The sequence below is a fragment of the Streptomyces resistomycificus genome (assembly GCF_001514265.1).
Lineage (GTDB): Bacteria > Actinomycetota > Actinomycetes > Streptomycetales > Streptomycetaceae > Streptomyces > Streptomyces resistomycificus.
In genome coordinates this window covers 25,732-49,871 of the sequence record NZ_KQ948990.1, presented here as the reverse complement: position 1 = coordinate 49,871, position 24,140 = coordinate 25,732, and the positions used below count along the sequence as shown (strand labels likewise).

Annotated in this window: 20 protein-coding genes; 5 read left to right on the top strand and 15 right to left on the bottom strand. The window is 71.7% G+C overall.

Annotated elements, in window-relative coordinates; all coding sequences use genetic code 11:
- Window positions 1-26 precede the first annotated feature (26 nt).
- Complete coding sequence (gene glnA / locus AQJ84_RS10175; protein WP_030039259.1) at window positions 27-1,436, bottom strand: type I glutamate--ammonia ligase; 1,410 nt, start codon at window positions 1,434-1,436, stop codon at window positions 27-29.
- A gap of 199 nt (window positions 1,437-1,635) precedes the next feature.
- On the opposite strand from glnA, the gene AQJ84_RS10170 reads away from it, so the two are divergent.
- Window positions 1,636-2,103 carry an RDD family protein gene (locus AQJ84_RS10170; RefSeq protein ID WP_030039260.1) on the top strand — a complete coding sequence of 156 codons (468 nt, stop codon included), beginning with the start codon at window positions 1,636-1,638 and terminating at the stop codon, window positions 2,101-2,103.
- 78 nt (window positions 2,104-2,181) lie between these two features.
- On the opposite strand, the gene AQJ84_RS10165 is transcribed toward AQJ84_RS10170, so the two are convergent.
- The 4 genes from AQJ84_RS10165 to lipB form a co-directional block, all read right to left on the bottom strand.
- On the bottom strand, window positions 2,182-2,883 hold the full coding sequence (locus AQJ84_RS10165; protein ID WP_030039261.1) for a DUF4191 domain-containing protein: 702 nt from the start codon (window positions 2,881-2,883) through the stop codon (window positions 2,182-2,184).
- Between the two features lie 68 nt (window positions 2,884-2,951).
- A complete protein-coding gene (locus AQJ84_RS10160; RefSeq protein WP_030039262.1) occupies window positions 2,952-3,152 on the bottom strand; it encodes an SCO2195 family GlnR-regulated protein in 201 nt (66 codons plus the stop codon).
- Window positions 3,153-3,444: 292 nt separating this feature from the next.
- Window positions 3,445-4,434, bottom strand: a complete 990-nt coding sequence (gene lipA / locus AQJ84_RS10155) for a lipoyl synthase (RefSeq protein WP_030039263.1) — start codon at window positions 4,432-4,434, stop codon at window positions 3,445-3,447.
- 133 nt (window positions 4,435-4,567) lie between these two features.
- Window positions 4,568-5,386, bottom strand: coding sequence for a lipoyl(octanoyl) transferase LipB (gene lipB / locus AQJ84_RS10150; RefSeq protein WP_030039264.1), 819 nt, complete (start codon window positions 5,384-5,386; stop codon window positions 4,568-4,570).
- 263 nt (window positions 5,387-5,649) lie between these two features.
- Between lipB and AQJ84_RS10145 the strand changes: the two genes are divergently transcribed.
- Entirely contained in the window at window positions 5,650-7,086 is a 1,437-nt protein-coding gene (locus tag AQJ84_RS10145) for a hypothetical protein (protein WP_030039265.1), read from the top strand.
- A gap of 30 nt (window positions 7,087-7,116) precedes the next feature.
- Here AQJ84_RS10145 and AQJ84_RS10140 read toward each other — a convergent pair whose 3' ends face one another.
- Both AQJ84_RS10140 and AQJ84_RS10135 read right to left on the bottom strand, forming a co-directional pair.
- Window positions 7,117-8,628, bottom strand: coding sequence for an NAD(P)/FAD-dependent oxidoreductase (locus AQJ84_RS10140; RefSeq protein ID WP_053190707.1), 1,512 nt, complete (start codon window positions 8,626-8,628; stop codon window positions 7,117-7,119).
- A gap of 158 nt (window positions 8,629-8,786) precedes the next feature.
- Window positions 8,787-9,683, bottom strand: coding sequence for a TIGR01777 family oxidoreductase (locus AQJ84_RS10135; protein WP_030039268.1), 897 nt, complete (start codon window positions 9,681-9,683; stop codon window positions 8,787-8,789).
- A 71-nt stretch (window positions 9,684-9,754) separates the two neighbouring features.
- On the opposite strand from AQJ84_RS10135, the gene AQJ84_RS10130 reads away from it, so the two are divergent.
- A complete protein-coding gene (locus AQJ84_RS10130) occupies window positions 9,755-10,243 on the top strand; it encodes a GNAT family N-acetyltransferase (protein WP_030039269.1) in 489 nt (162 codons plus the stop codon).
- A 285-nt stretch (window positions 10,244-10,528) separates the two neighbouring features.
- Here the strand turns inward: AQJ84_RS10130 and AQJ84_RS10125 are convergent, their stop codons facing one another.
- Window positions 10,529-11,713, bottom strand: a complete 1,185-nt coding sequence (locus tag AQJ84_RS10125; RefSeq protein ID WP_030039270.1) for a MarP family serine protease — start codon at window positions 11,711-11,713, stop codon at window positions 10,529-10,531.
- A gap of 253 nt (window positions 11,714-11,966) precedes the next feature.
- Between AQJ84_RS10125 and AQJ84_RS10120 the strand changes: the two genes are divergently transcribed.
- On the top strand, window positions 11,967-12,698 hold the full coding sequence (locus AQJ84_RS10120; protein ID WP_030039271.1) for a peptidoglycan recognition protein family protein: 732 nt from the start codon (window positions 11,967-11,969) through the stop codon (window positions 12,696-12,698).
- A 104-nt stretch (window positions 12,699-12,802) separates the two neighbouring features.
- Window positions 12,803-13,036: a hypothetical protein gene (locus tag AQJ84_RS10115; protein WP_030039272.1), complete on the top strand. Its 234-nt coding sequence runs from the start codon at window positions 12,803-12,805 to the stop codon at window positions 13,034-13,036.
- Between the two features lie 146 nt (window positions 13,037-13,182).
- Here AQJ84_RS10115 and AQJ84_RS10110 read toward each other — a convergent pair whose 3' ends face one another.
- The 7 genes from AQJ84_RS10110 to AQJ84_RS10080 all read right to left on the bottom strand — a co-directional run bounded on the left by AQJ84_RS10110 (window position 13,183) and on the right by AQJ84_RS10080 (window position 23,871).
- Complete coding sequence (locus AQJ84_RS10110) at window positions 13,183-13,701, bottom strand: DUF4240 domain-containing protein (RefSeq protein ID WP_030039273.1); 519 nt, start codon at window positions 13,699-13,701, stop codon at window positions 13,183-13,185.
- Window positions 13,702-13,757: 56 nt separating this feature from the next.
- Window positions 13,758-14,762, bottom strand: a complete 1,005-nt coding sequence (locus AQJ84_RS10105) for a helix-turn-helix transcriptional regulator (protein WP_030039274.1) — start codon at window positions 14,760-14,762, stop codon at window positions 13,758-13,760.
- 75 nt (window positions 14,763-14,837) lie between these two features.
- Window positions 14,838-17,543: a pyruvate dehydrogenase (acetyl-transferring), homodimeric type gene (aceE, locus tag AQJ84_RS10100; protein WP_030039275.1), complete on the bottom strand. Its 2,706-nt coding sequence runs from the start codon at window positions 17,541-17,543 to the stop codon at window positions 14,838-14,840.
- A gap of 293 nt (window positions 17,544-17,836) precedes the next feature.
- Window positions 17,837-18,460: a GntR family transcriptional regulator gene (locus AQJ84_RS10095; protein ID WP_030039276.1), complete on the bottom strand. Its 624-nt coding sequence runs from the start codon at window positions 18,458-18,460 to the stop codon at window positions 17,837-17,839.
- Window positions 18,461-18,840: 380 nt separating this feature from the next.
- Window positions 18,841-20,625 carry a 2-oxoglutarate dehydrogenase, E2 component, dihydrolipoamide succinyltransferase gene (gene sucB / locus AQJ84_RS10090; protein WP_053190705.1) on the bottom strand — a complete coding sequence of 595 codons (1,785 nt, stop codon included), beginning with the start codon at window positions 20,623-20,625 and terminating at the stop codon, window positions 18,841-18,843.
- Between the two features lie 60 nt (window positions 20,626-20,685).
- A complete protein-coding gene (lpdA, locus tag AQJ84_RS10085; protein ID WP_030039278.1) occupies window positions 20,686-22,074 on the bottom strand; it encodes a dihydrolipoyl dehydrogenase in 1,389 nt (462 codons plus the stop codon).
- A gap of 258 nt (window positions 22,075-22,332) precedes the next feature.
- Window positions 22,333-23,871, bottom strand: a complete 1,539-nt coding sequence (locus AQJ84_RS10080) for a leucyl aminopeptidase (RefSeq protein ID WP_030039279.1) — start codon at window positions 23,869-23,871, stop codon at window positions 22,333-22,335.
- Between the last annotated feature and the right edge of the window lie 269 nt (window positions 23,872-24,140).

The following is a 24,140-nucleotide window of genomic DNA, read 5'->3' as shown; positions in this document are numbered from 1 at the left end:
TCACGCGGGGAGGCCGCGGGGTCCGGTCACACGTCGAAGTAGAGCTCGAACTCGTGCGGGTGCGGACGCAGCTGCAGCGGCGCGATCTCGTTGGCGCGCTTGAAGTCGATCCACGTCTCGATCAGGTCCGGCGTGAAGACGTCGCCCTGGAGGAGGAACTCGTGGTCGGCCTCGAGGCGGTCGAGGACGGCCGGGAGGGAGGTCGGGACCTGCGCCACGCTCGCGTGCTCCTCGGGAGCCAGCTCGTACAGGTCCTTGTCGATCGGCTCGGCCGGCTCGATCTTGTTCTTGATGCCGTCCAGGCCCGCGAGCAGCAGCGCGGAGAAGGCCAGGTACGGGTTGCCGGAGGAGTCGGGCGCACGGAACTCGACGCGCTTGGCCTTCGGGTTCGAACCGGTGATCGGGATACGCATGGCCGCGGAGCGGTTGCGCTGCGAGTACACCAGGTTGATCGGGGCCTCGAAGCCCGGCACCAGACGGTGGTACGAGTTCACCGTCGGGTTGGTGAAGGCCAGCAGCGACGGGGCGTGCTTGAGGATGCCGCCGATGTAGTAGCGCGCGGTGTCCGACAGGCCAGCGTAACCGGCCTCGTCGTAGAACAGCGGGGAGCCGTTGGTCCACAGCGACTGGTGGACGTGCATGCCCGAGCCGTTGTCACCGAAGATCGGCTTCGGCATGAAGGTCGCGGTCTTGCCGTTGCGCCAGGCCACGTTCTTCACGATGTACTTGAAGAGCTGGAGGTCGTCGGCCGCGGCGAGCAGCGTGTTGAACTTGTAGTTGATCTCGGCCTGGCCGGCGGTGCCCACCTCGTGGTGCTGGCGCTCGACCTGGAGGCCGGACTTGGCCAGCTCGAGGGAGATCTCGGCGCGCAGGTCGGCGAAGTGGTCGACCGGCGGGACCGGGAAGTAGCCGCCCTTGTAGCGGACCTTGTAACCACGGTTGTCCTCGAGGGCGCCGGTGTTCCAGGCGCCCGCCTCGGAGTCGATGTGGTAGAAGGACTCGTTCGCGCTGGTCGAGAAGCGCACGCTGTCGAAGACGTAGAACTCGGCCTCGGGGCCGAAGTACGCGGTGTCGGCGATGCCGGTCGACGCGAGGTACGCCTCGGCCTTCTTCGCCACGTTGCGCGGGTCACGGGAGTACTGCTCGCCCGTGATCGGGTCGTGGATGAAGAAGTTGACGTTGACCGTCTTGTCGCGGCGGAAGGGGTCGACGCGCGCGGTGGACAGGTCGGCACGGAGCGCCATGTCGGACTCGTGGATGGCCTGGAAGCCGCGGATCGAGGAGCCGTCGAAGGCCAGCTCCTCGGCCGGGTCGAAGGCCTCGGCCGGAATCGTGAAGTGCTGCATCACGCCCGGCAGGTCGCAGAAGCGGACGTCGATGAACTTGACGTCCTCGTCCGCGATGAACTTCTTGGCCTCGTCGGCGTTCTGGAACATCCAGCTCCTCCTACTCCCGACGGTTCCGTGCCGGGGTGGTAGTTCGGTCGTGCGGCCAGTGCGGTGGCACACGCTGACCTCGACACTAGGGACGGGTGATTTCTCGCGCGTGACCCATTTGTTTCGCACAAGTTAACCGGACATCGTCGCGACCACCCCACCTGTCCGTATCGCGAAACGGGCGCAGTACCGTGGACGCGTGGACAACAGGCAAGCAATCGGATCGTGGCTTTCCGGACCGCGCGCGGCCGCGGAAGAAGCCGGTGTCGACTTCGGATACCGCGGCGAGCAGCTCGGTCTGCCGGAGGAGGGGCCGGGTTCGATCGCCCGCCCCGGCCGGCGCCTCGGTGCCATCGCCGTCGACTGGGCCCTGTGCCTGTTGATCGCATACGGCCTCATCACACACGGCTACGACCAGGCGACCAGTAACTGGGCACTCCTGGTCTTCTTCCTGCTCGGCGTCCTGACCGTCGGCTCGGTCGGCTTCACTCCCGGTAAGCGGCTCTTCGGCCTGCGCGTCGTCGCCCTCGACACCCACCGGGTCAACCCGGCCCGCGCCCTGCTCCGCACGGCCCTGCTGTGCCTCGCCGTCCCCGCCCTGATCTGGGACCGCGACGGCCGTGGCCTGCACGACCGGGTGGCCCGCACGGTGGAAGTGCGCATCTAGGGCGTCGGCGTCACACCGCCCGCATGAGGAAGGGGCGCCCGGAGTGATCCGGGCGCCCCTTTTTGACGTAGGAGGGAATCAGCGCGCCTTCGGCCCGCCCTTCGGGAGCTTCATGCCCTTCGGCATCGGCCCCTTCGGCAGCGGCATGTTGCTCATCAGGTCACCCATCGCCCGCAGCCGGTCGGTGGTGGCGGTGACCTGCGGGCCGGTCAGCACGCGCGGCAGCTTCAGCATCGTCGTGCGCAGCTTCTTGAGCTCGACCTGGCCCTCGCCGGTGCCCACGATCAGGTCGTGCACCGGCACGTCCGCGACGATGCGGTTCATCTTCCGCTTCTCGGCGGCCAGCAGGCTCTTGACCCGGTTCGGGTTGCCCTCGGCGACCAGGACGATGCCGGCCTTGCCGACGGCCCGGTGCACCACGTCCTGGCTGCGGTTCATCGCCACCGCGGGGGTGGTGCTCCAGCCCCGGCCGACGTTGTCGAGGACCGCCGCGGCCGCGCCCGGCTGGCCCTCCATCTGCCCGAAGGCCGCTCGCTCGGCCCTGCGCCCGAACACGATCGCCGACGCGAGGAAGGCGAGCAGGAGGCCCAGAATGCCGAGATAGATGGGGTGACCGATCAAGAAACCGATCGCGAGGAAGACACCGAAGGTGACGATTCCGACCGCCGCGAGTACAAGACCGATCTTCTTGTCGGCCCTGCGGGTCATCTTGTAGGTCAGAGCGATCTGCTTGAGTCGCCCGGGGTTCGCAGCATCCGCTGCCGTGTCCTTCCTCGCCATGGCACGAAGTCTACGTGGCCCCGGAGGCGGCGACGACGGCAGTGCCGTGGGAGAGGGAGAAGGGGGTCTCAGGGGCGCGCGGTGAAGGTCTGCTCCAGGACGCGCTGCGCCTCGACCCTGTCCTTGGCGCGGCGGCGGTCCTCCAGGACCGACGTCCAGGCGTTGCGGCGTGCGGTGCGCTGGCCACTGCTCATGAGCAGGTACTCGACGGCGCGGAGTGCGTCGGTGAACGTCGGGATGGGTGTGGCGCGAACGGGCGCGGCCTGCATGATGGAGGTCCCCCCTCGATACCGCTGCGGGTATGGGTGTACGTGGTGTGATTTCAGGGTCACTGATTGGTGTTACCAGGGCGTGACTGGCCGGTCAAACGCCCATGAAGCCTTGATGCGGAGCCCCCGGCACGCCGACGCGGCCCTGACGGGCGTCCTCATCAGCGAGAACGGTCAGGACCGCGTCAAATTGGCCGCTACTGGCGGGTAGCTTCTTGTGCGCGAATTCACACGCTTACGTCGCCCTCTGTGGGGCAGGACGGGTGACGGCTTGCCGGGCCGGGCCGGGCGGTCAGACGGCCTGTGAGGCGGCGTACGACCCGTCCGGCTGCGGAACCGCCGACCCGCGCTGCTCCATGGCCATCCGGTAGAGCCGCCCAGCGCGGTAGGAGGAGCGCACCAGCGGACCGGACATCACGCCGGAGAAGCCGATCTGCTCGGCCTCCTGCTGCAGCTCCACGAACTCGTGCGGCTTGACCCAGCGCTCCACGGGGTGGTGGCGCACGGACGGGCGCAGGTACTGGGTGATGGTCACCAGCTCGCAGCCCGCCTCGTGCAGCTGCCTGAGCGCCTCGCTGACCTCCTCGCGGGTCTCGCCCATGCCGAGGATCAGGTTGGACTTGGTGACCAGGCCGTAGTCGCGGGCGTCCGTGATGACCTTCAGCGAGCGCTCGTAGCGGAAGCCGGGGCGGATGCGCTTGAAGATCCGGGGGACCGTCTCGACGTTGTGCGCGAAGACCTCGGGCCGGGAGGAGAAGACCTCCGCCAGCTGCTCGGGGACGGCGTTGAAGTCGGGGGCCAGCAGTTCGACCTTGGTGCGGCCGGCCGCGCGGTCGGCGGTCTGCTGGTGGATCTGGCGGACCGTCTCGGCGTACAGCCAGGCGCCGCCGTCCTCCAGGTCGTCGCGGGCGACGCCGGTGATGGTGGCGTAGTTCAGGTCCATGGTGACCACGGACTCGCCCACGCGCCGGGGCTCGTCCCGGTCGAGCGCCTCGGGCTTGCCGGTGTCGATCTGGCAGAAGTCACAACGCCGGGTGCACTGGTCGCCACCGATGAGGAAGGTGGCCTCGCGGTCCTCCCAGCACTCGTAGATGTTGGGGCAGCCGGCTTCCTGGCAGACGGTGTGCAGACCCTCGCTCTTCACGAGGTTCTGCATCTTCGTGTACTCGGGGCCCATTTTCGCCCGGGTCTTGATCCACTCGGGCTTGCGCTCGATGGGGGTCTGGGCGTTCCTGACCTCCAGGCGCAGCATCTTGCGTCCGTCGGGTGCGACTGCGGACACGATGGGCTCCCTAGCGATTGATTCTTCGGCGTGCTCAAGGGTACGCCCGTTGATTTGAATGCCCGGCGTGGGTGCTGGCCCTGCCGGAGACGGCCGCCCCCAGGCCCCCGCCTCGGCCCGGAGGGCCTCGCCCTCAGGTGCCGGAGGGACCGGCGGTCGCCGGCGCCTTGTCGATCACCCTCGGCTGCGGCTCCGCGTTCTCGAGCACGTCCTTCAGATGCCGCTCGACCACCGGCAGCACCTCGTCGATGGTCACGTCCCGGCCGAGTTCGTCGGCGATCGAGGCCACGCCCGCGTCACGGATGCCGCACGGGATGATCCGGTCGAACCACTTGTTGTCGGGATTCACGTTCAGGGCGAAGCCGTGCATCGTGACGCCCTTGGCCACCCGGATGCCGATCGCGGCGATCTTGCGGTCCTCGCGGCGCTGGCCGGCGTTGGAGGGGGCGTACTCGGGGCCGTTCATGCGCGGGTCGAACTCGTCGTCGTGCAGACGGGGGTCGAAGTCCAGGGAGAGACCGCCGAGCGAAGGGCGCCGCTCGACCGGGTCGCCGAGCACCCACACCCCGCTGCGGCCCTCGACCCGGCTCGTCTCCAGGCCGAACTCCGCACAGGTGCGGATCAGGGCCTCCTCCAGACGCCGGACGTGTGCCACGACGTCCACCGGGCGCGGGAGTTTCTGGATCGGGTAGCCGACCAGCTGACCCGGGCCGTGCCAGGTGATCTTGCCGCCGCGGTCGACGTCGATGACGGGGGTGCCGTCGAGCGGTCGCTCGTTGTCCGCCGTGCGCCGGCCGGCCGTGTAGACCGGGGGATGCTCCAGGAGCAGCACGGTGTCGGGGAGTTCGTCGGCGAACCGCGCCGCGTGCACCCGGCGCTGCTCGTCCCACGCCTCCTGGTACTCGACGGAGTCCGCACCGAATCCCATACGGACGAACCGCAACTCACTCACGGCAAGCGCCTCCCTGAAAGCCCTGGCGGGTAGTAAGGCACGCAGCGTGCCCACGCCACTGTACGTCCGGCGGGCGCGCGTCAGCCCGGAGGGCGATCCTCACACGATCGGATGAACGAACGTCGAAGTGTGCGATCGTCTGCTCACTCTCCGCTACATTCGCGCCGTTCACAGAGGCCATAAGGGCTGCTCACAGGCAATCCGGGCACCGCGGGGCCGCAGCGGCCCCCGCGAAGGCCCGAAGGCAGGAGACCGCACCGCAGATGACGGAACGACCCGCGCAGCGCACTCCCAACCGCCAGCTCGCCGCGCTCATCGCAGAAGCGGGGTTCTCCAACGCGGGTCTCGCCCGTCGCGTGGACCAGCTCGGACTCGAACACGGGCTGGACCTCAGATACGACAAGACCTCCGTGACGCGGTGGCTGCGCGGCCAGCAGCCCCGGGGCACCACGCCCGCTCTCATCGCCGAGGTCTTCACCCGCCGCCTCGGCCGCCGGCTCACCGCCCAGGACCTCGGGCTCGACGCCTGCGCTCCGGTGTACGCGGGACTGGAGTTCGCCGCCACACCCGAGGAGGCGGTCGACATCGTCAGCGGGCTGTGGCGCAAGGACTCCGGCAGCCATGCCGAGCTGCGCAAGATCGCCTTCACCCCCGCAGGGCTCGTCGTGCCCAGCCGGGACTGGCTGATCGGACGGGCCGACGAGAGGGTGGCCCGCGGCGAAACGCCCGTCCGCGTCCCCGTCCAGGGACGTCCGGGCGTCCCCCGCCAGCGCGGCCAGACCGAACGCGGCCCCGGTCAGAAGGTCACCGGCGGCGACATCTCCGCCCTGCGCTCGGTCGGCGAGCTGTTCCGCTCCCTCGACGACATGTACGGCGGCGGCCACGCCCGCCAGGCCCTCGTGCGCTACCTGGAGCACGAGTGCGAGCCGATGCTGCGCGGCACCTACGGCGAGCAGACCGGCCGCCGTCTGTTCGCCGCCGCCGCCGACCTCACCCGGCTCGCGGGCTGGACGTCGTACGACATCGCGGCGCACGGCCTCGCGCAGCGCTACTTCGTGCAGTCGCTGCGGCTCGCGCAGGCGGCGGGTGACCGGGCGTACGGCTCCTATGTGCTGGTCACGATGAGCCGGCAGGCCGTCTACCTCGGGCACGGGCGGGAGGCCGTGCAGCTGGCACGCGTGGCCCAGCAGGGGGTCGGCACCAACGCCCCGCCGGTCGTGCAGGCGCTGCTGCACGCCGTCGAGGCGCGCGGGCACGGGGTGCTCGGCGAGGTGCGTGCCTGCACCGGCTCGCTGGTGCGGGCCGAGCGCGCCCTGGAGGCGGCCCGGCCCGGCGACGAGGTCCCGCACTGGGCCCGCTTCTTCGACGAGGCACAGCTCGCCGACGAGCTCGGGCACAGCCACCGTGACCTCCAGCAGTTCCGCTCGGCGGCCCAGCACGCCGAGCGCTCCCTGCAACTGCGCGCGCCCTCCTACGCCCGCAGCCGGCTCTTCTGCCGTGTCGTCCTCGCCTCCGCCCGCCTCGGCCTCGGCGAACTCGACCAGGCCTGCGCACTGGGCGCCGAGGCGGCCGGCGCGGCGGCGGAGATGCGCTCGGTGCGGGCGATCGAGTACGTACGGGACTTCGAGCGCAGGCTGGAGCCGTACAAGGACGCGGCACCGGTGCGGGGCTACCGGGACAAGGTGGCGGCGCTCCTCTAGGAGCCCCTCCGGCCGTTCCCCCGGGCCGTGCTAGGCGGCCCGGGGGGCGGGCAGCGGGTCGGCGGCCCGCGCCGCACCCGTCACCCCCAGGTCTCTCAGGATCGCCGCCGACGCCCGGTGACCCGAGTGGAGCGCGCCCTGGACCGTGCTGGTGTCCCGGTGGTCACCGCACACGTACAGGCCCGCCAGCAGTCGTACCGGGCGGCGCAGGTCGTGCGGTGGACGCATCGCCGGGACCGCCTCGGCGGCATGGTGGACGGCGAGGGTCTCCCAGCGGCGGGTGGAGGTCCCGTAGAGGCGGGACAGGTGCATGCGCACCGCGGTGTCCAGGTCGGGCGGCGGCGGGCCGAGGACCGTCGAGGAGACGAGGGTGCGGCCCGCCGGCGCACGGGACGGGTCGACGCGGCTGACCACCGCCGTGTGCGCGACCGGGCCGCCCCGGTCGGCGTCGAGCAGCAGGGACGCGCCCGTGCCCGGCGGCTCGTCCGTCGTGTGGTGGACCACCGTCACCGGGTGGAACTCCGGCACGCGCAGGCCGGGCAGCAGCTCGGCGGCGGCCCGGGCGTCCGTCGCGAGCAGCACGGCCCGGCAGCGGATCTCGCCGTGCTCGGCGGTCGTCACCGAGGTCGTGGAGACGGACGTGACCCGGACTCCGGTGTGCACGGTGCCCGGCGGCAGCGTCCGGGCGAGCAGTTCCGGCAGCACCTCCGCCCCGCCCTCGGGCACGCACAGCCGCCCGCGCGCGAACGCCCGCAGCGCCAGGTCCGCGCACCGGCTGGACGTGGACAGCTCCGGGTCGCACAGCAGGGCCGCGAGCAGCGGGCGCAGAAAGCCGTCGATCGTCCGGGCCGGCACCCCGCGGGCGGCGAGGGCCTGCCCGGCGGGCTGTTCCGGCCGGGCCAGCAGACGTTCGACGGGGGTGCCCGCGATCCGGGAGAGCGCGGACCCGAGCCGGGCCTGGTCCACGGCGGTGCCGAGCGGGGCGGTACCGCGGGGCGCGGTGCGAGCGGCGCCGGACGCGCCGACGGAACCCGGGGCACCCCGGCTTCTCGACGCGGCGCCCGGCCGGTGCACGCCCCGGCTCCGCGGCGCGGCGACCCGCTCCGCCTCACCCCAGCCCCTGGAGGCCGGGGTCTGCCGGGGAGCGCCCCGGCCCTTCGACGCCGCGGGCGACCTGGGGGCGCTCGCCAAGGCGCGCACCGCGTGGAGTGCGCCCCGTGCGCCCCCCGTGTTCACGGGCGTGCCCGCGCGATGGTGGCGGCCGTCGCTGTGCAGCAGGACCCCCGGGGCGAAGGGCCGCAGCACGAGGCCGTCGAGCCCGGGTGTCGACCGAAGTTCGGGATACGCCGTGGACAGCAGTTGTCCGACGCGGTCGAGCCGGAAGCCGTCCACCTTCTCGGTCGACATACGGCCGCCCGCACACGGGGCGGCCTCCAGCACCACGGTCGTCACTCCTGCGCAGGTCAGCCGATGCGCCGCGGACAGCCCGGCGACCCCGGCTCCCACGATCACGACGTCCGCCTGGTAAGCGGGCTCAAGCACGTGCCCCTCCTCGAGGTTGCGCGGCCGGTGGAGACGTCATGCCCCCAACTGGCTCCGGGGATACCCGAGTTCGGGTCGAGGGTAGGGCCGTGATCGGTCAGGGACAGTCGCGCATCGACAGGGCACGGTCGCACGACGGTCGCATGCGATCGCAGGCGTCACTTCGCCGCCCGGATGGCCTCCTCGATCTCCGGGAACGCGAACGTGAACCCGGATTCCAGCAGCCGCATCGGCAACACCCGTTGGCTGCCCAGCACGTCCCCGGCCAACTCGCCGAGCACGGTCCGCAGCACCGGTTCGGGCACCGTGAACAGTGTCGGCCGGCGCAGCACGCGCCCCATCGCCGCGGTGATCTCACGGTTCGTCAGCGGCCGCGGGGCGGTGATGTTGAAGGGCCCGGACAGGCCATCGGTGTCGATGAGATGACGGATCGCGGCGACCTCGTCGTGCAGCGAGACGTACGACCAGTACTGCCGCCCGTCCCCCATCCGACCGCCGAGCCCGGCCTGGAACAGCGGGAACAGCCGGCCCCACGCCCCGCCCTCACGGGACACGACCAGGCCGGTCCGGGTGAACACGGTCCGTACGCCGGCCTCCCGGGCCGGTTCGGCCGCCCCCTCCCACTCCACGCAGAGCTCGGGAAGGAAGCCCTTCGCGGGCGGCGCGTCCTCGTCGACGGGCCGGTCCCCGGTCTCGCCGTAGATGCCGATCGCGCTGCCGTTGACGAAGACCCGCGGCCGGTCGGACAGGGAGGCGACGGCCTCGGCGAGGACGGTCGTGCCCAGCACCCGGCTGCTGCGGATCCGTGCCTTGTACGCCTCCGTCCAGCGGCGCGAGCCCACCGGCGCCCCGGCCAGGTTCACCACGGCGTCGCACCCGGCGAGCCGGGCCGTGTCGACGTACCCACCCTCGGGGTCCCAGCGTGCCTCGTCGGGCCTTCGGGGCTCCCGGCGGACCAGACGCACCACCTCGTGCCCGTCGGCGGTCAGAGACCGCGCGAGGGCGCCCCCGATGAGACCGGACGCGCCGGCGACCGCGATCCTTGAAAGTTCCATGACCTCATCCTGCCTGGTGGGTACGTAAAACCACGGTCTGCTTCCGACGCCCCCGCCGTAGGGTGACCGTCATGCCCGCTCCGCACATACGTCACGCCACCCCCGAGGACGAGGAGGCCCTGAGCCGCCTCGACCGCGCCGCCTGGTCCCCGCTGCACGCCGTCACCCCCCGCCCGCAGCCGCCGTACGACCCGTTCTTCAACGAGCGGTTCGGACCCCTCGACCACTTCGTCGCGGAGCTCGGTGGCGACGTCGTCGGTTACATCAGGCTCGGCTACCCGACCTCGCTCGCCTGCAACACCCACGTCCGCCAGATCCAGGGTCTCGCCGTCGCCGAGGAGGCGCGCGGCGCCGGGGTGGGGCGGGCGCTGTTGCGGGCCGCGGGGGAGGAGTCCCGGCGGCAGGGGGCGCGCCGGCTCACCCTGCGCGTTCTCGGCCACAACGCCCCGGCCCGCGCGCTGTACGAGTCCGAGGGCTTCGTGGTGGAGGGCGTGCTGCCCGAGGAGTTCTTCCTGGACGGCCGGTACGTCGACGACGTGCTCATGGGCCGCAGTCTCTGAACTGGTCGGCCGTGGCGTTCGTGCGGCGTCTGCGCACGACCAGACCGAGCGCGAGCCCCGCCACCAGCAGGGAGATCAGGAAGAAGACGGGCACCGGAGCCTCCTGGGGGCGGGTCGGCCGGGTCGCGTGACATGGAGTCAGGGGTACGCCCGGGCGGGCCCTCCGGACCGCATTGACCCGTACGAGGGCGGCGCCGCACCCGTCACTCCGTCAACGACCGTGTCCCGACGACCGGTTCCCGCGGACCCCGCACGGCCGGCTCGCCGGCCCCGCCACGAGCGGGCTCAGGAGGTCGCCAGCTCGCCCGTGTCCACCGGTGCCGTCGCGTCCGCGGCCCGCTCGGCGTCGGCCGCGACCTCGTCGACCGTCAGGACGTATCCCGTCTCGGCGTCGGAGGTGGAGCGGGCGAAGACGACGCCGTAGACCTTGCCCGTGGTGGTGAGCAGGGGGCCGCCGGAGTTGCCGGGGCGGACGGTGGAGCGGATCGAGTAGATCTCGCGGGTGACGGTCGCGTCGTTGTAGATGTTCTGGCCGGTCGCCTTCACCTTGTTGGCCACGGTGGCCGCCTGCAGGTTCAGGTCGCCGTCCTGCGGGTAGCCCGCGACCACGGCCGAGTCGCCGCGCGAGGCGCTGTCGTCGAAGGCCAGCACCGGAGCCTTCAGGTCGGGGACGTAGAGCACCGCCACGTCCTTGTCCGGGTCGAAGAGCACCACCCGCGCCTCGTACGACCGTCCGACCCCGCCCACCCGCACGCTCGGCTCGTCGATGCCGGCCACCACGTGGGCGTTGGTCATCACGTGCCGCGGAGCGTAGACGAACCCGCTGCCCTCCCGGCCCTGGGTGCCCGAGACGCCCTCGATCTTGACGGTGCTCAGCTTGGCGGCGTCGGTGGCGCTCGCGGTGACGCTGTCGCCGGTGGGCTTGGCGACCTGGGCCGTGGACTCGTTCTCGAACGGGTTGAAGACCTGCGGGAAGCCCGCCTCGGTCAGCGCGGAGGTGGCCCGGGAGAACCAGGCCGGGGTCGTCTCCGGCATCGCGTCCTGTACCGCGCCCAGCAGCCGGGAGTCCCGGATGGCCGTGGTGACCAGCGACGACGAGGAGGCGCCGAGCACGCTGGCGGCCACCCACGCCACGATCAGCACCGCGACCGAGTTGGCCACGGCCCCGCCGACCCCGTCGGCCACCCTGAGCGGCCCCTGGTCCAGCTCCCTGCGCAGCTTGAGCGCGAGCCGCCCCGCCAGCTCGTGCCCCAGCGCGGCCGGGCCCAGCACGGTCAGCACCGCGGTCACCGTGGCCGCCGTGCTCCCCGGTGCCACCAGGTCCATCATCCAGGGCAGCACCCAGACACCGATGACCGCGCCGCCCACGAAGCCGGCCAGCGACACACAGCCGGCCACCAGCCCGCGCCGGTAGCCGGAGGCCGCGTAGGCGAGGATCACCAGCAACAGCAGGATGTCGAGCAGGTCCACTGAGCCGCCTTTCTCCAGGACCCCCTAGTACGCGCGGGACGCGCCCAGTGATCAGCCACGCGCGCGTGGCGGCCGGAACCCGCCACGCGCGCGTCCACCACGGAAAACGCCCCGGACCGGGACGATGGTTCCACCGGGTGGCACACCACACATCGCGGGCGGAGGGGATCCGTCGGACAGTGGGACCATGCGTGTCCGAAGACCGAGAGGCTCACGGAAGAGGCGCGCGGTACGAATACCGAGGGCGGCGCTCGTGCCGCTCGGCTGTCTGCCCGGCCTCGCCGCCGCCGCCGCGCTGGTCCTGTGCGCGTACGGCGTGGAGGACTCGGTGTCCGCGAACCGGCAGTCCGCGGCCCGTCCCGCCGACGCCCACTCCGCGCCCCGGCCGCCCATCGTGCCCCGGTCGGCGTGGGCGCCACCGGACAGCACCCGCACCCGGCCGCCCCCGCGCTACGACGACCAGGTCGTCGCGGTCTTCGTCCACCACACGGACTCGCCCAACGCCTACGACTGTGCCGAGGCGCCGGGCATCATCCGCCACCTCGACGCCGGTATGACCGAATCCCGCCACTGGGACGACATCGGCTACAACTTCCTCGTCGACCGCTGCGGCACGATCTACGAGGGCCGCGCGGGCGGTGTGGAGCGGCCGGTCACCGGTGCGCACACGCAGGGCTTCAACCACCGCACCACGGGGATCGCGGCCCTCGGCACCTTCACGGCCGGCGTCGAGGTGCCCAAGGCGATGACCGACGCGATCGCCGCCCTGGCCGCCTGGAAGCTGGGCCTCGCCGGCGTCGACCCGCGGGCCACGGTCCGCCTGGTCTCCAGCAACGGCCGTAGCCGCTTCGCCGCAGGCACCGCCGCCTCGCTCCCCACTCTGGCCGGCCACCAGGACGGCTACATGACGAGCTGCCCCGGAGCGGCCCTCAGCGCCCGGCTGCCGGAGATCAGGGAGCTGGCGGCCCGGCTGCAGGGCAGGTGAACGGAGTCGGCCCCCACCTCACAGGTTTCTCTCAGCCGCCTCACGGATCCCCCCGAGACAGCCGCCCTATCGTCATGCACACGCACTGACCGGAGGTGGGGAAGATGAACAGCAGTCACGCCAGCGCCGCGGAGAGCACCCGTGGTTGGACCAGGACCGCCCGCGGCCCCTGGGCGGTGGTCTGCGCGGTCGCGGCCGTCGTCCTGGGCCCGGCCGCCGTCACGGCGCACGCCCTGGAACAGGCCAACGCGGCGCCGATGCACCACGCGGTGAAGGCGGACCAGGCACAGGCGTACATCCCGGCGGACACGACCCGTCGCCGGGTCACGGCGGCCTGAGAGGCCTGCCTCAGGTCCTGGAAGTCCCGGTCCCGGAAGGCACGGTCCCGGAAGGCACGGTCCCGGAAGGCACGGTCCCGGAAGTCCCGGTCCCGGAAGTCCCGGTCCCGGAAGGCACGGGCCCTGAAGCCACTGCCCCTGAGGCCTCAGTTCCTGAACTGGTCCCACAGCTTGGGGAATCGTTCCGCCAGCACGCGCTCGTCCTCGAAGTCGATCGGCGTGCCCTCCGGCTCGGAGGGCGCGGGCGCGATGCCCAGGTCGGGGGCGACGGTGCCGGTGAGCTGCTCGTAGGCCTCGTCGGCCGCGTAGCCCAGCTCCTCGCCGTCTCCGTCGATCTCCGCGTCGAAGTCGTCGAGCAGGTCGGCCAGCGAGTCCGGCGTGTGCACCGCGCCCTCGTACACCTCCCGGCCCTGGCCGATCAGCCAGCACCGGAAGAAGTCGAACGCGTCGTCGCTCGCCCCGTCGAGCAGGACCCACGCGGCGCCCCACAGGTCCCAGGTGTAGGCGCGGTTGTAACGGGCCTCGAAATGGCGGGCGAAGTCGAGGACCATGTCCGGGTCCAGCCGAATAAGCCGGTCCACCAGCAGGTCGGCCTGCTCCTCGGGGTCGCCGTCGGCGGCCTCGCGGGTGGCGTCCACCAGCTCCCAGAACTCCGTCTCGTCCATCACGGGTCCAGCATCGGCCCTGGGAGGGTGCGGCGCACGTGGAGTGCGGCGGATTGTTATGTCCCGGCCGGCCTCCGGGAGGCCCCTTCGTACAGGGCCGCGAGCCGTGTCGCGTCCTTCACGAAGCGGGTACGCAGTCCCTCCGGTGCCAGCACCTCCACCTCCGGCCCCAGCGAGGCGAGCTGGGAGTGGGCGACCTCCTCCGACTCCACCGGCAGGGTCACGGTCACCCAGCCGTCGGCGTCCGGCGGTGACGCCGCCTCCAGCGCCTGCGGGGCGGACGGCGTCCCGACGGCGTACGGCAGGGCCCGCACCCCGTCCGGCGACAGCCGCGCCACCACCTCCGTCCGCAGGATCGAGCGCGCGAACTGCTCGGCCCGCTCCTCCCAGAACCCCGGCAGATCGAACGCCTCGTCCCGCGCGAACCGCTGCTCACCGGCCGTGATCGCGGTGAACCTGTCGATCCGGTAGACGCGGTAGGCCCCGTCCTGCCCGGCGGGCACCCGCGCGCACAGGTACCAGACCCCCGCCTTGAGCACGAGCCCGTAGGGCTCCAGCTCGCGTTCCACCTCCGCCTCCCGGCTCCGGTAGCGCGCGGTGATCCGCCGGTCGTCCCACACCGCGTCCGCGACGGCGGGCAGCAGCTCGGGGGTCTTCGGCTCCTTGAACCAGCTCGGCGCGTCCAGGTGGAAGCGCTGGGACGCCGTACGAGACGCGTCGCTCAGGGACGGCAGCAGGGCGGCCGACACCTTCAGGCGGGCCGCCGACGCCGCGTCCTCCAAGCCCATCTCCCGCAGCGCCCCCGGCACTCCCGACAGGAACAACGCCTCGGCCTCGCCGCGGGCCAGCCCGGTCAGCCGGGTGCGGTACCCGCCGATCAGCCGGTAGCCACCGGCCCGCCCCCGGTCCGCGTACACCGGCACGCCCGCCTCCGACAGCGCCTGCGCGTCCCGGGTCACGGTCCGCTCGGACACCTCCAGCTCCCGCGCCAGTTCGGCGGCCGTCATGGAGGGCCGGTTCTGGAGCAACAGCACCATTTTGATGAGACGGGCAGCACGCATGCCTTCATGATGCCGGGCCCCACCGACAGCGAAGGGGTACGGCCGCAGCCGTACCCCTTCGCCGGACCTCAGGTCCTACAGGCCGTACTTCTCGCGCGCTTCCTTCACCGCGGTGGCCTTGACCTCGCCCCGCTTCGCGAGCTGGGCCAGGGCCGCGACGACGATCGACTCGGCGTCCACCCCGAAGTGCCGGCGGGCCGCCTCGCGGGTGTCGGAGAGGCCGAAGCCGTCCGCGCCCAGCGAGGACCAGTCCTGCTCGACCCACTGCGCGATCTGGTCGGGGACCTGGCGCATGTAGTCGGAGACCGCCAGCACCGGGCCCTCGGCACCGTCGAGCGCCTGACGGACGTACGGCATCCGCTCCTCGCCGCGCAGCAGGGCCGCGTCGGCCTCCAGCGCGTCGCGGCGCAGCTCGGTCCAGGAGGTCGCGGACCACACGTCGGCGGCCACACCCCACTCCTCGGCGAGCAGCTTCTGCGCCTTGATCGCCCAGTGGATCGCCGTGCCGGAGCCCAGCAGCTGGATGCGCGGGGCGTTGGCCGCGGCCACCTCCACACCCGCCGACTCCGCCGTGCTGAAGCGGTACAGGCCCTTGACGATGCCCTCGTCGACGCCCGGGACGGACGGCTTGGCGGGCTGCGGCAGCGGCTCGTTGTAGACGGTCAGGTAATAGAAGACGTTCGGGTCCTCGCCCGGGGCCGCCTCGCCGTACATGCGGCGCAGACCGTCCTTGACGATCGCGGCGACCTCGTAGGCGAACGCCGGGTCGTACGTCAGCGACGCGGGGTTCGTCGCCGCGATCACCGGCGAGTGGCCGTCGGCGTGCTGGAGGCCCTCGCCCGTCAGGGTCGTCCGGCCGGCCGTCGCGCCGACGAGGAAGCCGCGGCCGAGCTGGTCGCCGAGCTGCCACATCTGGTCGGCCGTGCGCTGCCAGCCGAACATCGAGTAGAAGATGTAGAACGGGATCATCGCCTCACCGTGCGTGGAGTACGCGGTGGACGCGGCGATGAAGTCGGCCATCGAACCGGCCTCGGTGATCCCCTCGTTGAGGATCTGGCCGTTCTTGGCCTCCTTGTAGTACATCAGCTGGTCACGGTCGACCGGCTCGTACGTCTGGCCCTTGGGCGAGTAGATGCCGAGGGACGGGAAGAGGCTCTCCATGCCGAAGGTGCGCGCCTCGTCGGGGACGATCGGCACCCAGCGCCTGCCGGACTCCTTGTCGCGGACCAGGTCCTTGATCAGGCGGACGAACGCCATGGTGGTGGCGACGTTCTGGGAGCCGGAGCCCTTGTCGAAGGAGGCGAACGCCTTCTCCGCCGGGGCCGGCAGCGGGGCCAGCGGCTGCGTACGGCGGGCCGGGGCCGGACCGCCGAGGGCCGCGCGGCGCTCCTGGAGGTAGCGGACCTCGGGGGAGTCGGCGCCGGGGTGGCCGTAGGGCACCACGCCGTCGACGAACTGGCTGTCCGAGATCGGCAGCTCCAGCAGGTCGCGCATCGCCTTGAACTCGTCCACCGAGAGCTTCTTCATCTGGTGGTTGGCGTTCTTCGACGCGAAGCCCTCGCCGAGGGTGTGTCCCTTGACCGTCTGGGCCAGGATGACCGTCGGGGCGCCCTCGAACTCCACGGCCGCCTTGTACGCGGCGTAGACCTTGCGCGCCTCGTGGCCACCGCGGGAGAGGTGGAAACACTCGAGGATCTTGTCGTCGCTCAGCAGCTTCGCCATCTCGACGAGCGCCGGGTCCTTGCCGAAGAAGTCCTCGCGGATGTAGGCCGCGCCGCGCGTCTGGTACGTCTGCACCTGCGCGTCGGGCACCTCACGCAGGCGGCGCACCAGCGCGCCGGTGGTGTCGAGCTGGAACAGCTCGTCCCAGGCGGTGCCCCACAGCGTCTTGATGACGTTCCAGCCGGCGCCGCGGAACTGGGCCTCCAGCTCCTGCACGATCTTGAAGTTCGCGCGGACCGGGCCGTCGAGCCGCTGCAGGTTGCAGTTGATGACGAAGGTCAGGTTGTCCAGACCCTCGCGGGAGGCGAGCGCGAGTGCCGCCGTCGACTCCGGCTCGTCCATCTCGCCGTCGCCGAGGAAGGCCCAGACGTGGGAGCTGGAGACGTCCTTGATGCCGCGGTTGGTCAGGTAGCGGTTGAAGCGCGCCTGGTAGATCGCGGAGAGCGGGCCCAGGCCCATCGACACCGTCGGGAACTCCCACAGCCAGGGCAGGCGGCGGGGGTGCGGGTACGACGGGAGGCCGCCACCGGCGGACTCGCGGCGGAAGTTGTCGAGGTGGTCCTCGTTCAGCCGGCCGTCGAGGAAGGCGCGGGCGTAGATGCCGGGGGAGGCGTGGCCCTGGATGTAGAGCTGGTCGCCGGAACCGTCGGCCTCTTTGCCTTTGAAGAAGTGGTTGAAGCCGGTCTCGTAGAGCCAGGCCGCGGAGGCGAAGGTGGCGATGTGGCCGCCGACGCCGTACTTGCTGCCGCGGCTCACCATCGCGGCCGCGTTCCAGCGGTTCCACGCGGTGATCCGGCGCTCCATCTCCTCGTCACCGGGCGCGGAGGGCTCCGCGGCGGTCGGGATGGTGTTGACGTAGTCGGTCTCGAGCAGCTTGGGCAGCGCGATGCCGTTGCCCTCGGCACGCTCCAGCGTGCGCCGCATCAGGTACGCGGCACGGTGCGGCCCGGCCGCCTTGGCGACCGCGTCCAGAGAGGCCTGCCATTCGGCGGTTTCCTCCGGGTCCCGGTCGGGGAGCTGGTCGAGCGCGCTCGGCTGGATGGCGTGGGGGTCGGTCATGTCGCCGCCTTCCTCAGTCGAAGGGGGTTCCCTCATCGTCAAGGGTTCGGGGTTTGCCCTAGGTCTTTGGCAGGACAGGGCTGGGGCCTCGGTGCTGTGACACCTTGCGGCTCCGCCGCGTGGCCCGTCGGCGACTCTAACCCCCTGATCGATGATCGATCAAAGGGTTCAGGGGCAAAATATCTTGATCACGAGAAAGTAGGCACGGGGTGCCTTCCACGGAGACACCGGGTGCCGCATTTCGGTCGGTTTTCGCAGGTCGGACAGCGTTTGAGCGAGGGCCCGCTCAAGGGTCACGCCTGTGGCGCGCAGCCCAGCACATGCGCCTTCACGATGTCGGCGATCCGGGGATCCCGGCGGCGGAACGCGGCCACCAGCTCCTCGTGCTCCTCCGCGTAGGACTGCTGGACGGTGCCCAGCCAGCGGATCGACAGCGCGGTGAAGACCTCGATGCCCAGGCCCTCCCAGGTGTGCAGCAGCACCGAGTTGCCCGCCGCCCGGACCAGCTCGCGGTGGAAGGCCACGGTGTGCCGCACCTGGGCCGTGCCGTCGGCGTCGCGGTCGGCCTCGTAGAGGGCGGCGACATGCGGTTCCAGCGCCGAGCAGTCCTCCGCGAGGCGTCCGGCCGCCAACTCCGCGGCGATCGCCTCCAGACCGGCCCGGACCGGGTAGCTCTCCTCCAGGTCGGCCGCGGTCAGGTTGCGCACCCGTACGCCCTTGTTCGGCGCCGACTCGATCAGCCGCAGCGACTCCAGCTCGCGCAGCGCCTCCCGCACCGGTGTCTGACTGACCTCCAGCTCGGTGGCGATCCGCCGCTCGACGATCCGCTCACCCGGCTGCCAGCGCCCGCTGACGATCCCCTCCACGATGTGCTCGCGGATCTGCTCGCGCAGCGAGTGGACGACGGGCGCGGTCATGAGGGCTCCTTAGGGAGGGGCCGCCCATCGGCCCCGGGGGCGTTTGACGTTTAGACAATAAGGCCGCACGTCCTCGGGGGAGGGGCGCACGGGGGCGCTTTCGTGCAGGTGAGACAAGGCTTACACGCTCCCATCTCGGTGTTCTCCGTCAAGACGGGACTCCGGGGGCCCGTTCGGTGTCGCCGTGGCCAGGGCGCCGCTCGCGGGGCGAATGATCCCCACCGTCGCCGCCCAGGCTTCCTCGCTCACCTCGGCGCAGTCGGCCCACGTGTGGGCGCGGTCGCCGCCGGGCCGGACGGACAGGAGGCCGACCCCGCGGTGACACGCCGGTGCCCCCGCCCGGAGAAGCTCCGGACGGGGGCACCGTACATGCGAGGTGGTTACAGGCCGAGCTCGACCTCGAACTCGCCCGCCTCCAGGATCGCCTTGACCGCGGTCAGGTAACGGGCCGCGTCGGCGCCGTCCACCAGACGGTGGTCGTAGGAGAGGGTCAGGTACGTCATGTCGCGGACGCCGATGACCGTGCCCTCCTCCGTCTCGATGACGGCCGGACGCTTGACCGTGGCACCGATACCGAGGATCGCGACCTGGCCCGGCGGCACGATGATCGTGTCGAAGAGCGCACCGCGCGAACCGGTGTTGGAGATGGTGAAGGTCGCGCCGGACAGCTCGTCCGGAGTGATCTTGTTGGCACGGACCTTGCCCGCGAGGTCCGCCGTGGCCTTGGCGATACCGGCGAGGTTGAGGTCACCGGCGTGCTTGATGACCGGGGTCATCAGGCCCTTCTCGGAGTCCACCGCGATACCGATGTTCTCGGTGTCGAAGTAGGTGATCGTGCCCTCGGCCTCGTTGATCTTGGCGTTGACGGGCGCGTGGGCCTTCAGCGCCTGGGCCGCCGCCTTGACGAAGAACGGCATCGGGGAGAGCTTCACGCCCTCACGGGCCGCGAACGCGTCCTTGGCCCGGCCGCGCAGCTTCATCAGTCGGGTGACGTCGACCTCGACGACCGAGGACAGCTGCGCCTGCTCGTGCAGCGCCTTGACCATGTTGTCGCCGATGACCTTGCGGATGCGCGGCATCTTGACGGTCTGGCCACGGAGGGGGGAGGCCTCCAGGGCCGGCGCCTTCTTGGCGGCCGGAGCGGCGGCAGCGGCCGGAGCCGGAGCGGCGGCGGCCTTCGCGGCCTCGGCGGCGGCGGTGACGTCCTGCTTGCGGATACGGCCGCCGACGCCGGTGCCCTTGACGGTGGCCAGGTCGACGCCGTTCTCGGCGGCGAGCTTGCGCACCAGCGGGGTCACGTAGGCGCCGTCGTCACCGGAGGTGGCGGCGGGAGCCGGGGCCTGGGCGGCCGGCGCCGGAGCGGGCGCCGGAGCGGCCGGGACCGGGTCGGGAGCCGGGGTCGTCTGCTGCTGCGGCGCCGGAGCGGAGGGAGCCTGCGGAGCCGGAGCCGGAGCCGCGGGGGCGGGCGCCGGAGCCGGGGCCTCGGCGGCGGGGGCCGGAGCCGGGGCGGCGGGGGCCGGAGCGGCCGCCGGAGCGGCACCCGGGGCGCCGATGACGGCCAGCTTGGCGCCGACCTCGGCGGTCTCGTCCTCGCCGACCGTGATCTCGAGCAGCACACCGGAGGTGGGCGCCGGGATCTCGGTGTCGACCTTGTCCGTGGAGACCTCGAGCAGCGGCTCGTCGGCCTCGACGGAGTCGCCGACCGACTTCAGCCAGCGGGTGACGGTGCCCTCGGTGACGGACTCGCCGAGCGCGGGCAGGACGACGTCCGTGCCCTCGGCGCTGCCGCCGCCGGAGGCGGCCTCGGCGGAGGGAGCAGGAGCCGGGGCGGCCTGCTCGGTGGACGGCTGGGCGGCCGGGGCCGGCTCGGGAGCCGGCGGGGCGACCTCCTCGGCCGCGGGGGCCGGGGCGGCAGCGGGTGCGCCCGTGCCGTCGTCGATGACGGCGAGCTCGGCGCCGACCTCGACGGTCTCGTCCTCGGCGACCTTGATGGAGGCCAGGACACCGGCGGCGGGCGAGGGGATCTCGGTGTCGACCTTGTCGGTCGAGACCTCGAGCAACGGCTCGTCGGCCTCTACGCGCTCACCCTCGGCCTTCAGCCAGCGGGTGACGGTGCCCTCGGTGACGCTCTCGCCGAGCGCCGGAAGGGTTACGGAAACCGCCATGGTTTCGGTTGCTCCTTACGAATTGCGGAAGTCTGTGTCGTCGCGTTCGTCGACCGAGGGTCAGTCGTGCGAGTGGAGGGGCTTGCCGGCCAGGGCCAGGTGGGCCTCGCCCATCGCCTCGTTCTGCGTCGGGTGCGCGTGGATGAGCTGGGCGACCTCGGCGGGCAGCGCCTCCCAGTTGTAGATCAGCTGGGCTTCGCCGACCTGCTCGCCCATGCGGTCGCCGACCATGTGGACGCCGACCACGGCACCGTCCTTGACCTGGACGAGCTTGATCTCACCCGAGGTGTTCAGGATCTTGCTCTTGCCGTTGCCCGCGAGGTTGTACTTCAGAGCGACGACCTTGTCCGCGCCGTAGATCTCCTTGGCCTTGGCCTCGGTGATCCCCACGGAGGCGACCTCGGGGTGGCAGTACGTCACCCGCGGGACACCGTCGTAGTCGATCGGCACGGTCTTCAGACCGGCCAGACGCTCCGCCACCAGGATGCCCTCGGCGAAGCCGACGTGCGCGAGCTGGAGCGTGGGGACCAGGTCACCGACGGCGGAGACGGTCGGGACGTTGGTGCGCATGTACTCGTCGACCAGGACGTAGCCGCGGTCCATGGCGACGCCCTGCTCCTCGTAGCCGAGACCGGCGGAGACGGGGCCGCGGCCGACCGCGACGAGCAGGATCTCGGCCTCGAACTCCTTGCCGTCGGCGAGGGTGACCTTGACGCCGTCGGCGGTGTACTCGGCCTTCGAGAAGAAGGTGCCCAGGTTGAACTTGATGCCGCGCTTGCGGAACGCGCGCTCAAGAAGCTTGGAGGAGTTCTCGTCCTCGACCGGGACGAGGTGCTTGAGACCCTCGATGACCGTGACGTCCGCCCCGAAGGACTTCCAGGCGGAGGCGAACTCGACGCCGATGACACCGCCGCCGAGGACGATCGCCGACTTCGGCACGCGGTCCAGGACGAGGGCGTGGTCCGAGGAGATGATGCGGTTGCCGTCGATCTCCAGGCCCGGCAGCGACTTCGGCACGGAGCCGGTCGCCAGCAGGACGTGGCGGCCCTGGACGCGCTGGCCGTTCACGTCGACGGAGGTGGGGGAGGAGAGGCGTCCCTCACCCTCGATGTACGTCACCTTGCGGGAGGCGACGAGTCCCTGCAGGCCCTTGTACAGGCCGGAGATCACGCCGTCCTTGTACTTGTGGACGGCGGCCACGTCGATGCCCTCGAAGGTGGCCTTCACGCCGAACTGCTCGCTCTCGCGGGCCTGGTCGGCGATCTCGCCCGCGTGCAGCAGGGCCTTGGTGGGGATGCACCCCCGGTGCAGGCAGGTACCGCCGACCTTGTCCTTCTCGATCAGGGCGACGTCCAGGCCCAGCTGTGCCCCGCGCAGGGCCGCGGCGTACCCACCGCTACCACCGCCGAGGATCACTAGGTCGAAAACGGTGCTGGCGTCGTTCGCCACGTCACGTCCTCCATGCATGTGCGCCACGCCGGTCTGCGGTGACCGGTCGGCGGCTGGTGTCCGGCCGCTCGTTCTTCGGCCCTTGGTGGGGCCCTGTCCTGCCGAGGCCCATCTTCGCACTTGTCGGCGCCGGACGAGACGCCGGGCTGGTGTGTGAGACGTCGCACTCTTCGGCGCACTTCAGCGCGACGCGCGTCACCCGACACGGTGACGGGGCCCCGCCCTACCCGCGCGCGGGGCCCGTCACCGGAATCGGCCTCAGCCCAGGTCGCCGGCCGCGGTCAGCTCGGCCAGCCGCACCAGCGTGCGCACCGCGGTACCGGTGCCGCCCTTCGGCGTGTACCCGAACGGGCCGCCCTCGTTGAAGGCCGGCCCCGCGATGTCGAGGTGCGCCCAGGTGATGCCCTCACCCACGAACTCGCGCAGGAAGAGCCCGGCGACCAGGCCGCCGCCCATCCGCTCGCCCATGTTCGCGATGTCGGCGGTGGAGGAGTCCATCCCCTTGCGCAGGTGCTCCGGCAGCGGCATCGGCCACGCCGGCTCGCCCACCTCCTCGGCGGCCTCGTGCACCGCGGAGCGGAACGCGTCGTCGTTCGCCATGACCCCGAACGTCCGGTTGCCCAGCGCCAGCATCATCGCGCCGGTCAGCGTCGCCACGTCCACGATCGCGTCCGGCTTCTCCGCGGAGGCCGCCCACAGCGCGTCGGCGAGGACCAGCCGGCCCTCGGCGTCGGTGTTGAGGACCTCCACGGTCTTGCCGCTGTACATGCGCAGGACGTCACCCGGCCGGGTGGCCGAGCCGGACGGCATGTTCTCGGCCAGCGCCAGCCAGCCGGTCACGTTGACCTCCAGCCCCAGCCGCGCGGCGGCGACCACGGCCGCGAAGACCGCCGCCGCACCGCTCATGTCGCACTTCATCGTCTCGTTGTGACCGGCCGGCTTCAGCGAGATGCCGCCCGAGTCGTAGGTGATGCCCTTGCCGACGAAGGCGAGGTGCTTCTTCGCCTTCGAGGAGGTGTAGGAAAGCTTCACCAGCCGCGGCCCGGACGCGGAGCCCGCGCCGACCCCGAGGATGCCGCCGTAGCCGCCCTTGACCAGGGCCTTCTCGTCGAGCACCTGCACCTTGATGCCGTGCTCCTTGGCCGCGGCCTGGGCGATCGCGGCGAACGCCTCGGGGTCGAGGTCGTTCGGCGGCATGTTGATCAGGTCGCGGGCGCGGTTGAGCTCCTCGGCGACGGCGGCGGCCCGCTCGATCGCGGCCTTGTAGGCGCGGTCGCGGGGCTTGCCGCCGAGCAGCGCGGCCTCGGCGAGCGGGCCCTTGCCGTTCTTGCCCTTCGCGTCCTTGCCGTTGTCCTTGTAGGTGGTGAAGGAGTACGCGCCCAGCAGCACGCCCTCGGCCACCGCACCGGCGTCGGCGGCGTCCGTGAGGGGCAGTGCGAACGCGGCCTTCTTGGAGCCGGCGAGGGTACGGGCGGCCACGCCGGCCGCCTTGCGCAGGGCCTCCGAGTCGAAGCCGGAGTCCTTCTCGGGCTCGGCGCCCAGGCCCACCGCCACCACGAGCGGCGCCTTGAAGCCGGCCGGCGCGGGCAGCTTCGTCACCTCGCCCTCGGCGCCGGAGGCACCGAGGGTCTCCAGGACGCCGGCGAGCCTGCCGTCGTACGCCTTGTCCACGGCCTCGGCGCCCGGTGCGACGACCAGGTCCCCGGACCGGGATCCAGTGCCCTTGGCAACACCGATCACGATCGCGTCGGCCCGTAGACCGGGCGCCGCGGAGGTGCTGAGAGTGAGAGCAGTCACGGTGGTGAAATCTCGCTTCCGTTGAAGTCTGTTGTGGTGGCCGAACACGGGTGGGTCGTCCGGCCCGACAACCGACCCGGATCTCTCCTGCGGCACGGCCTCCGCCTGGGCGGGCGAACACCCGTCACGAGCCTACGCTCGGGCCCGCCGTCGATCATTCCCGCGGGCGTTCACCTCACGTTGGCGGCACGGCCGCTGGCCGATTCCCGTTGCCGGTGAGGCGAGTCACACATGTCCGGCATCGGCGAGCGTACGCCTCGCCGGCCTGC

Excerpts from the sequence above, each read along its gene's own strand:
- aceE (WP_030039275.1), bottom strand. The coding sequence starts at position 17,543 with ATGACCGACCCCCACGCCATCCAGCCGAGCGCGCTCGACCAGCTCCCC.
- AQJ84_RS10160 (WP_030039262.1), bottom strand. The coding sequence starts at position 3,152 with ATGCAGGCCGCGCCCGTTCGCGCCACACCCATCCCGACGTTCACCGAC.
- AQJ84_RS10110 (WP_030039273.1), bottom strand. The coding sequence starts at position 13,701 with ATGGACGAGACGGAGTTCTGGGAGCTGGTGGACGCCACCCGCGAGGCC.
- AQJ84_RS10115 (WP_030039272.1), top strand. The coding sequence starts at position 12,803 with ATGAACAGCAGTCACGCCAGCGCCGCGGAGAGCACCCGTGGTTGGACC.
- AQJ84_RS10135 (WP_030039268.1), bottom strand. The coding sequence starts at position 9,683 with ATGGAACTTTCAAGGATCGCGGTCGCCGGCGCGTCCGGTCTCATCGGG.
- sucB (WP_053190705.1), bottom strand. The coding sequence starts at position 20,625 with ATGGCGGTTTCCGTAACCCTTCCGGCGCTCGGCGAGAGCGTCACCGAG.
- AQJ84_RS10105 (WP_030039274.1), bottom strand. The coding sequence starts at position 14,762 with ATGCGTGCTGCCCGTCTCATCAAAATGGTGCTGTTGCTCCAGAACCGG.
- glnA (WP_030039259.1), bottom strand. The coding sequence starts at position 1,436 with ATGTTCCAGAACGCCGACGAGGCCAAGAAGTTCATCGCGGACGAGGAC.
- AQJ84_RS10165 (WP_030039261.1), bottom strand. The coding sequence starts at position 2,883 with ATGGCGAGGAAGGACACGGCAGCGGATGCTGCGAACCCCGGGCGACTC.
- AQJ84_RS10095 (WP_030039276.1), bottom strand. The coding sequence starts at position 18,460 with ATGACCGCGCCCGTCGTCCACTCGCTGCGCGAGCAGATCCGCGAGCAC.
- AQJ84_RS10145 (WP_030039265.1), top strand. The coding sequence starts at position 5,650 with ATGACGGAACGACCCGCGCAGCGCACTCCCAACCGCCAGCTCGCCGCG.
- AQJ84_RS10130 (WP_030039269.1), top strand. The coding sequence starts at position 9,755 with ATGCCCGCTCCGCACATACGTCACGCCACCCCCGAGGACGAGGAGGCC.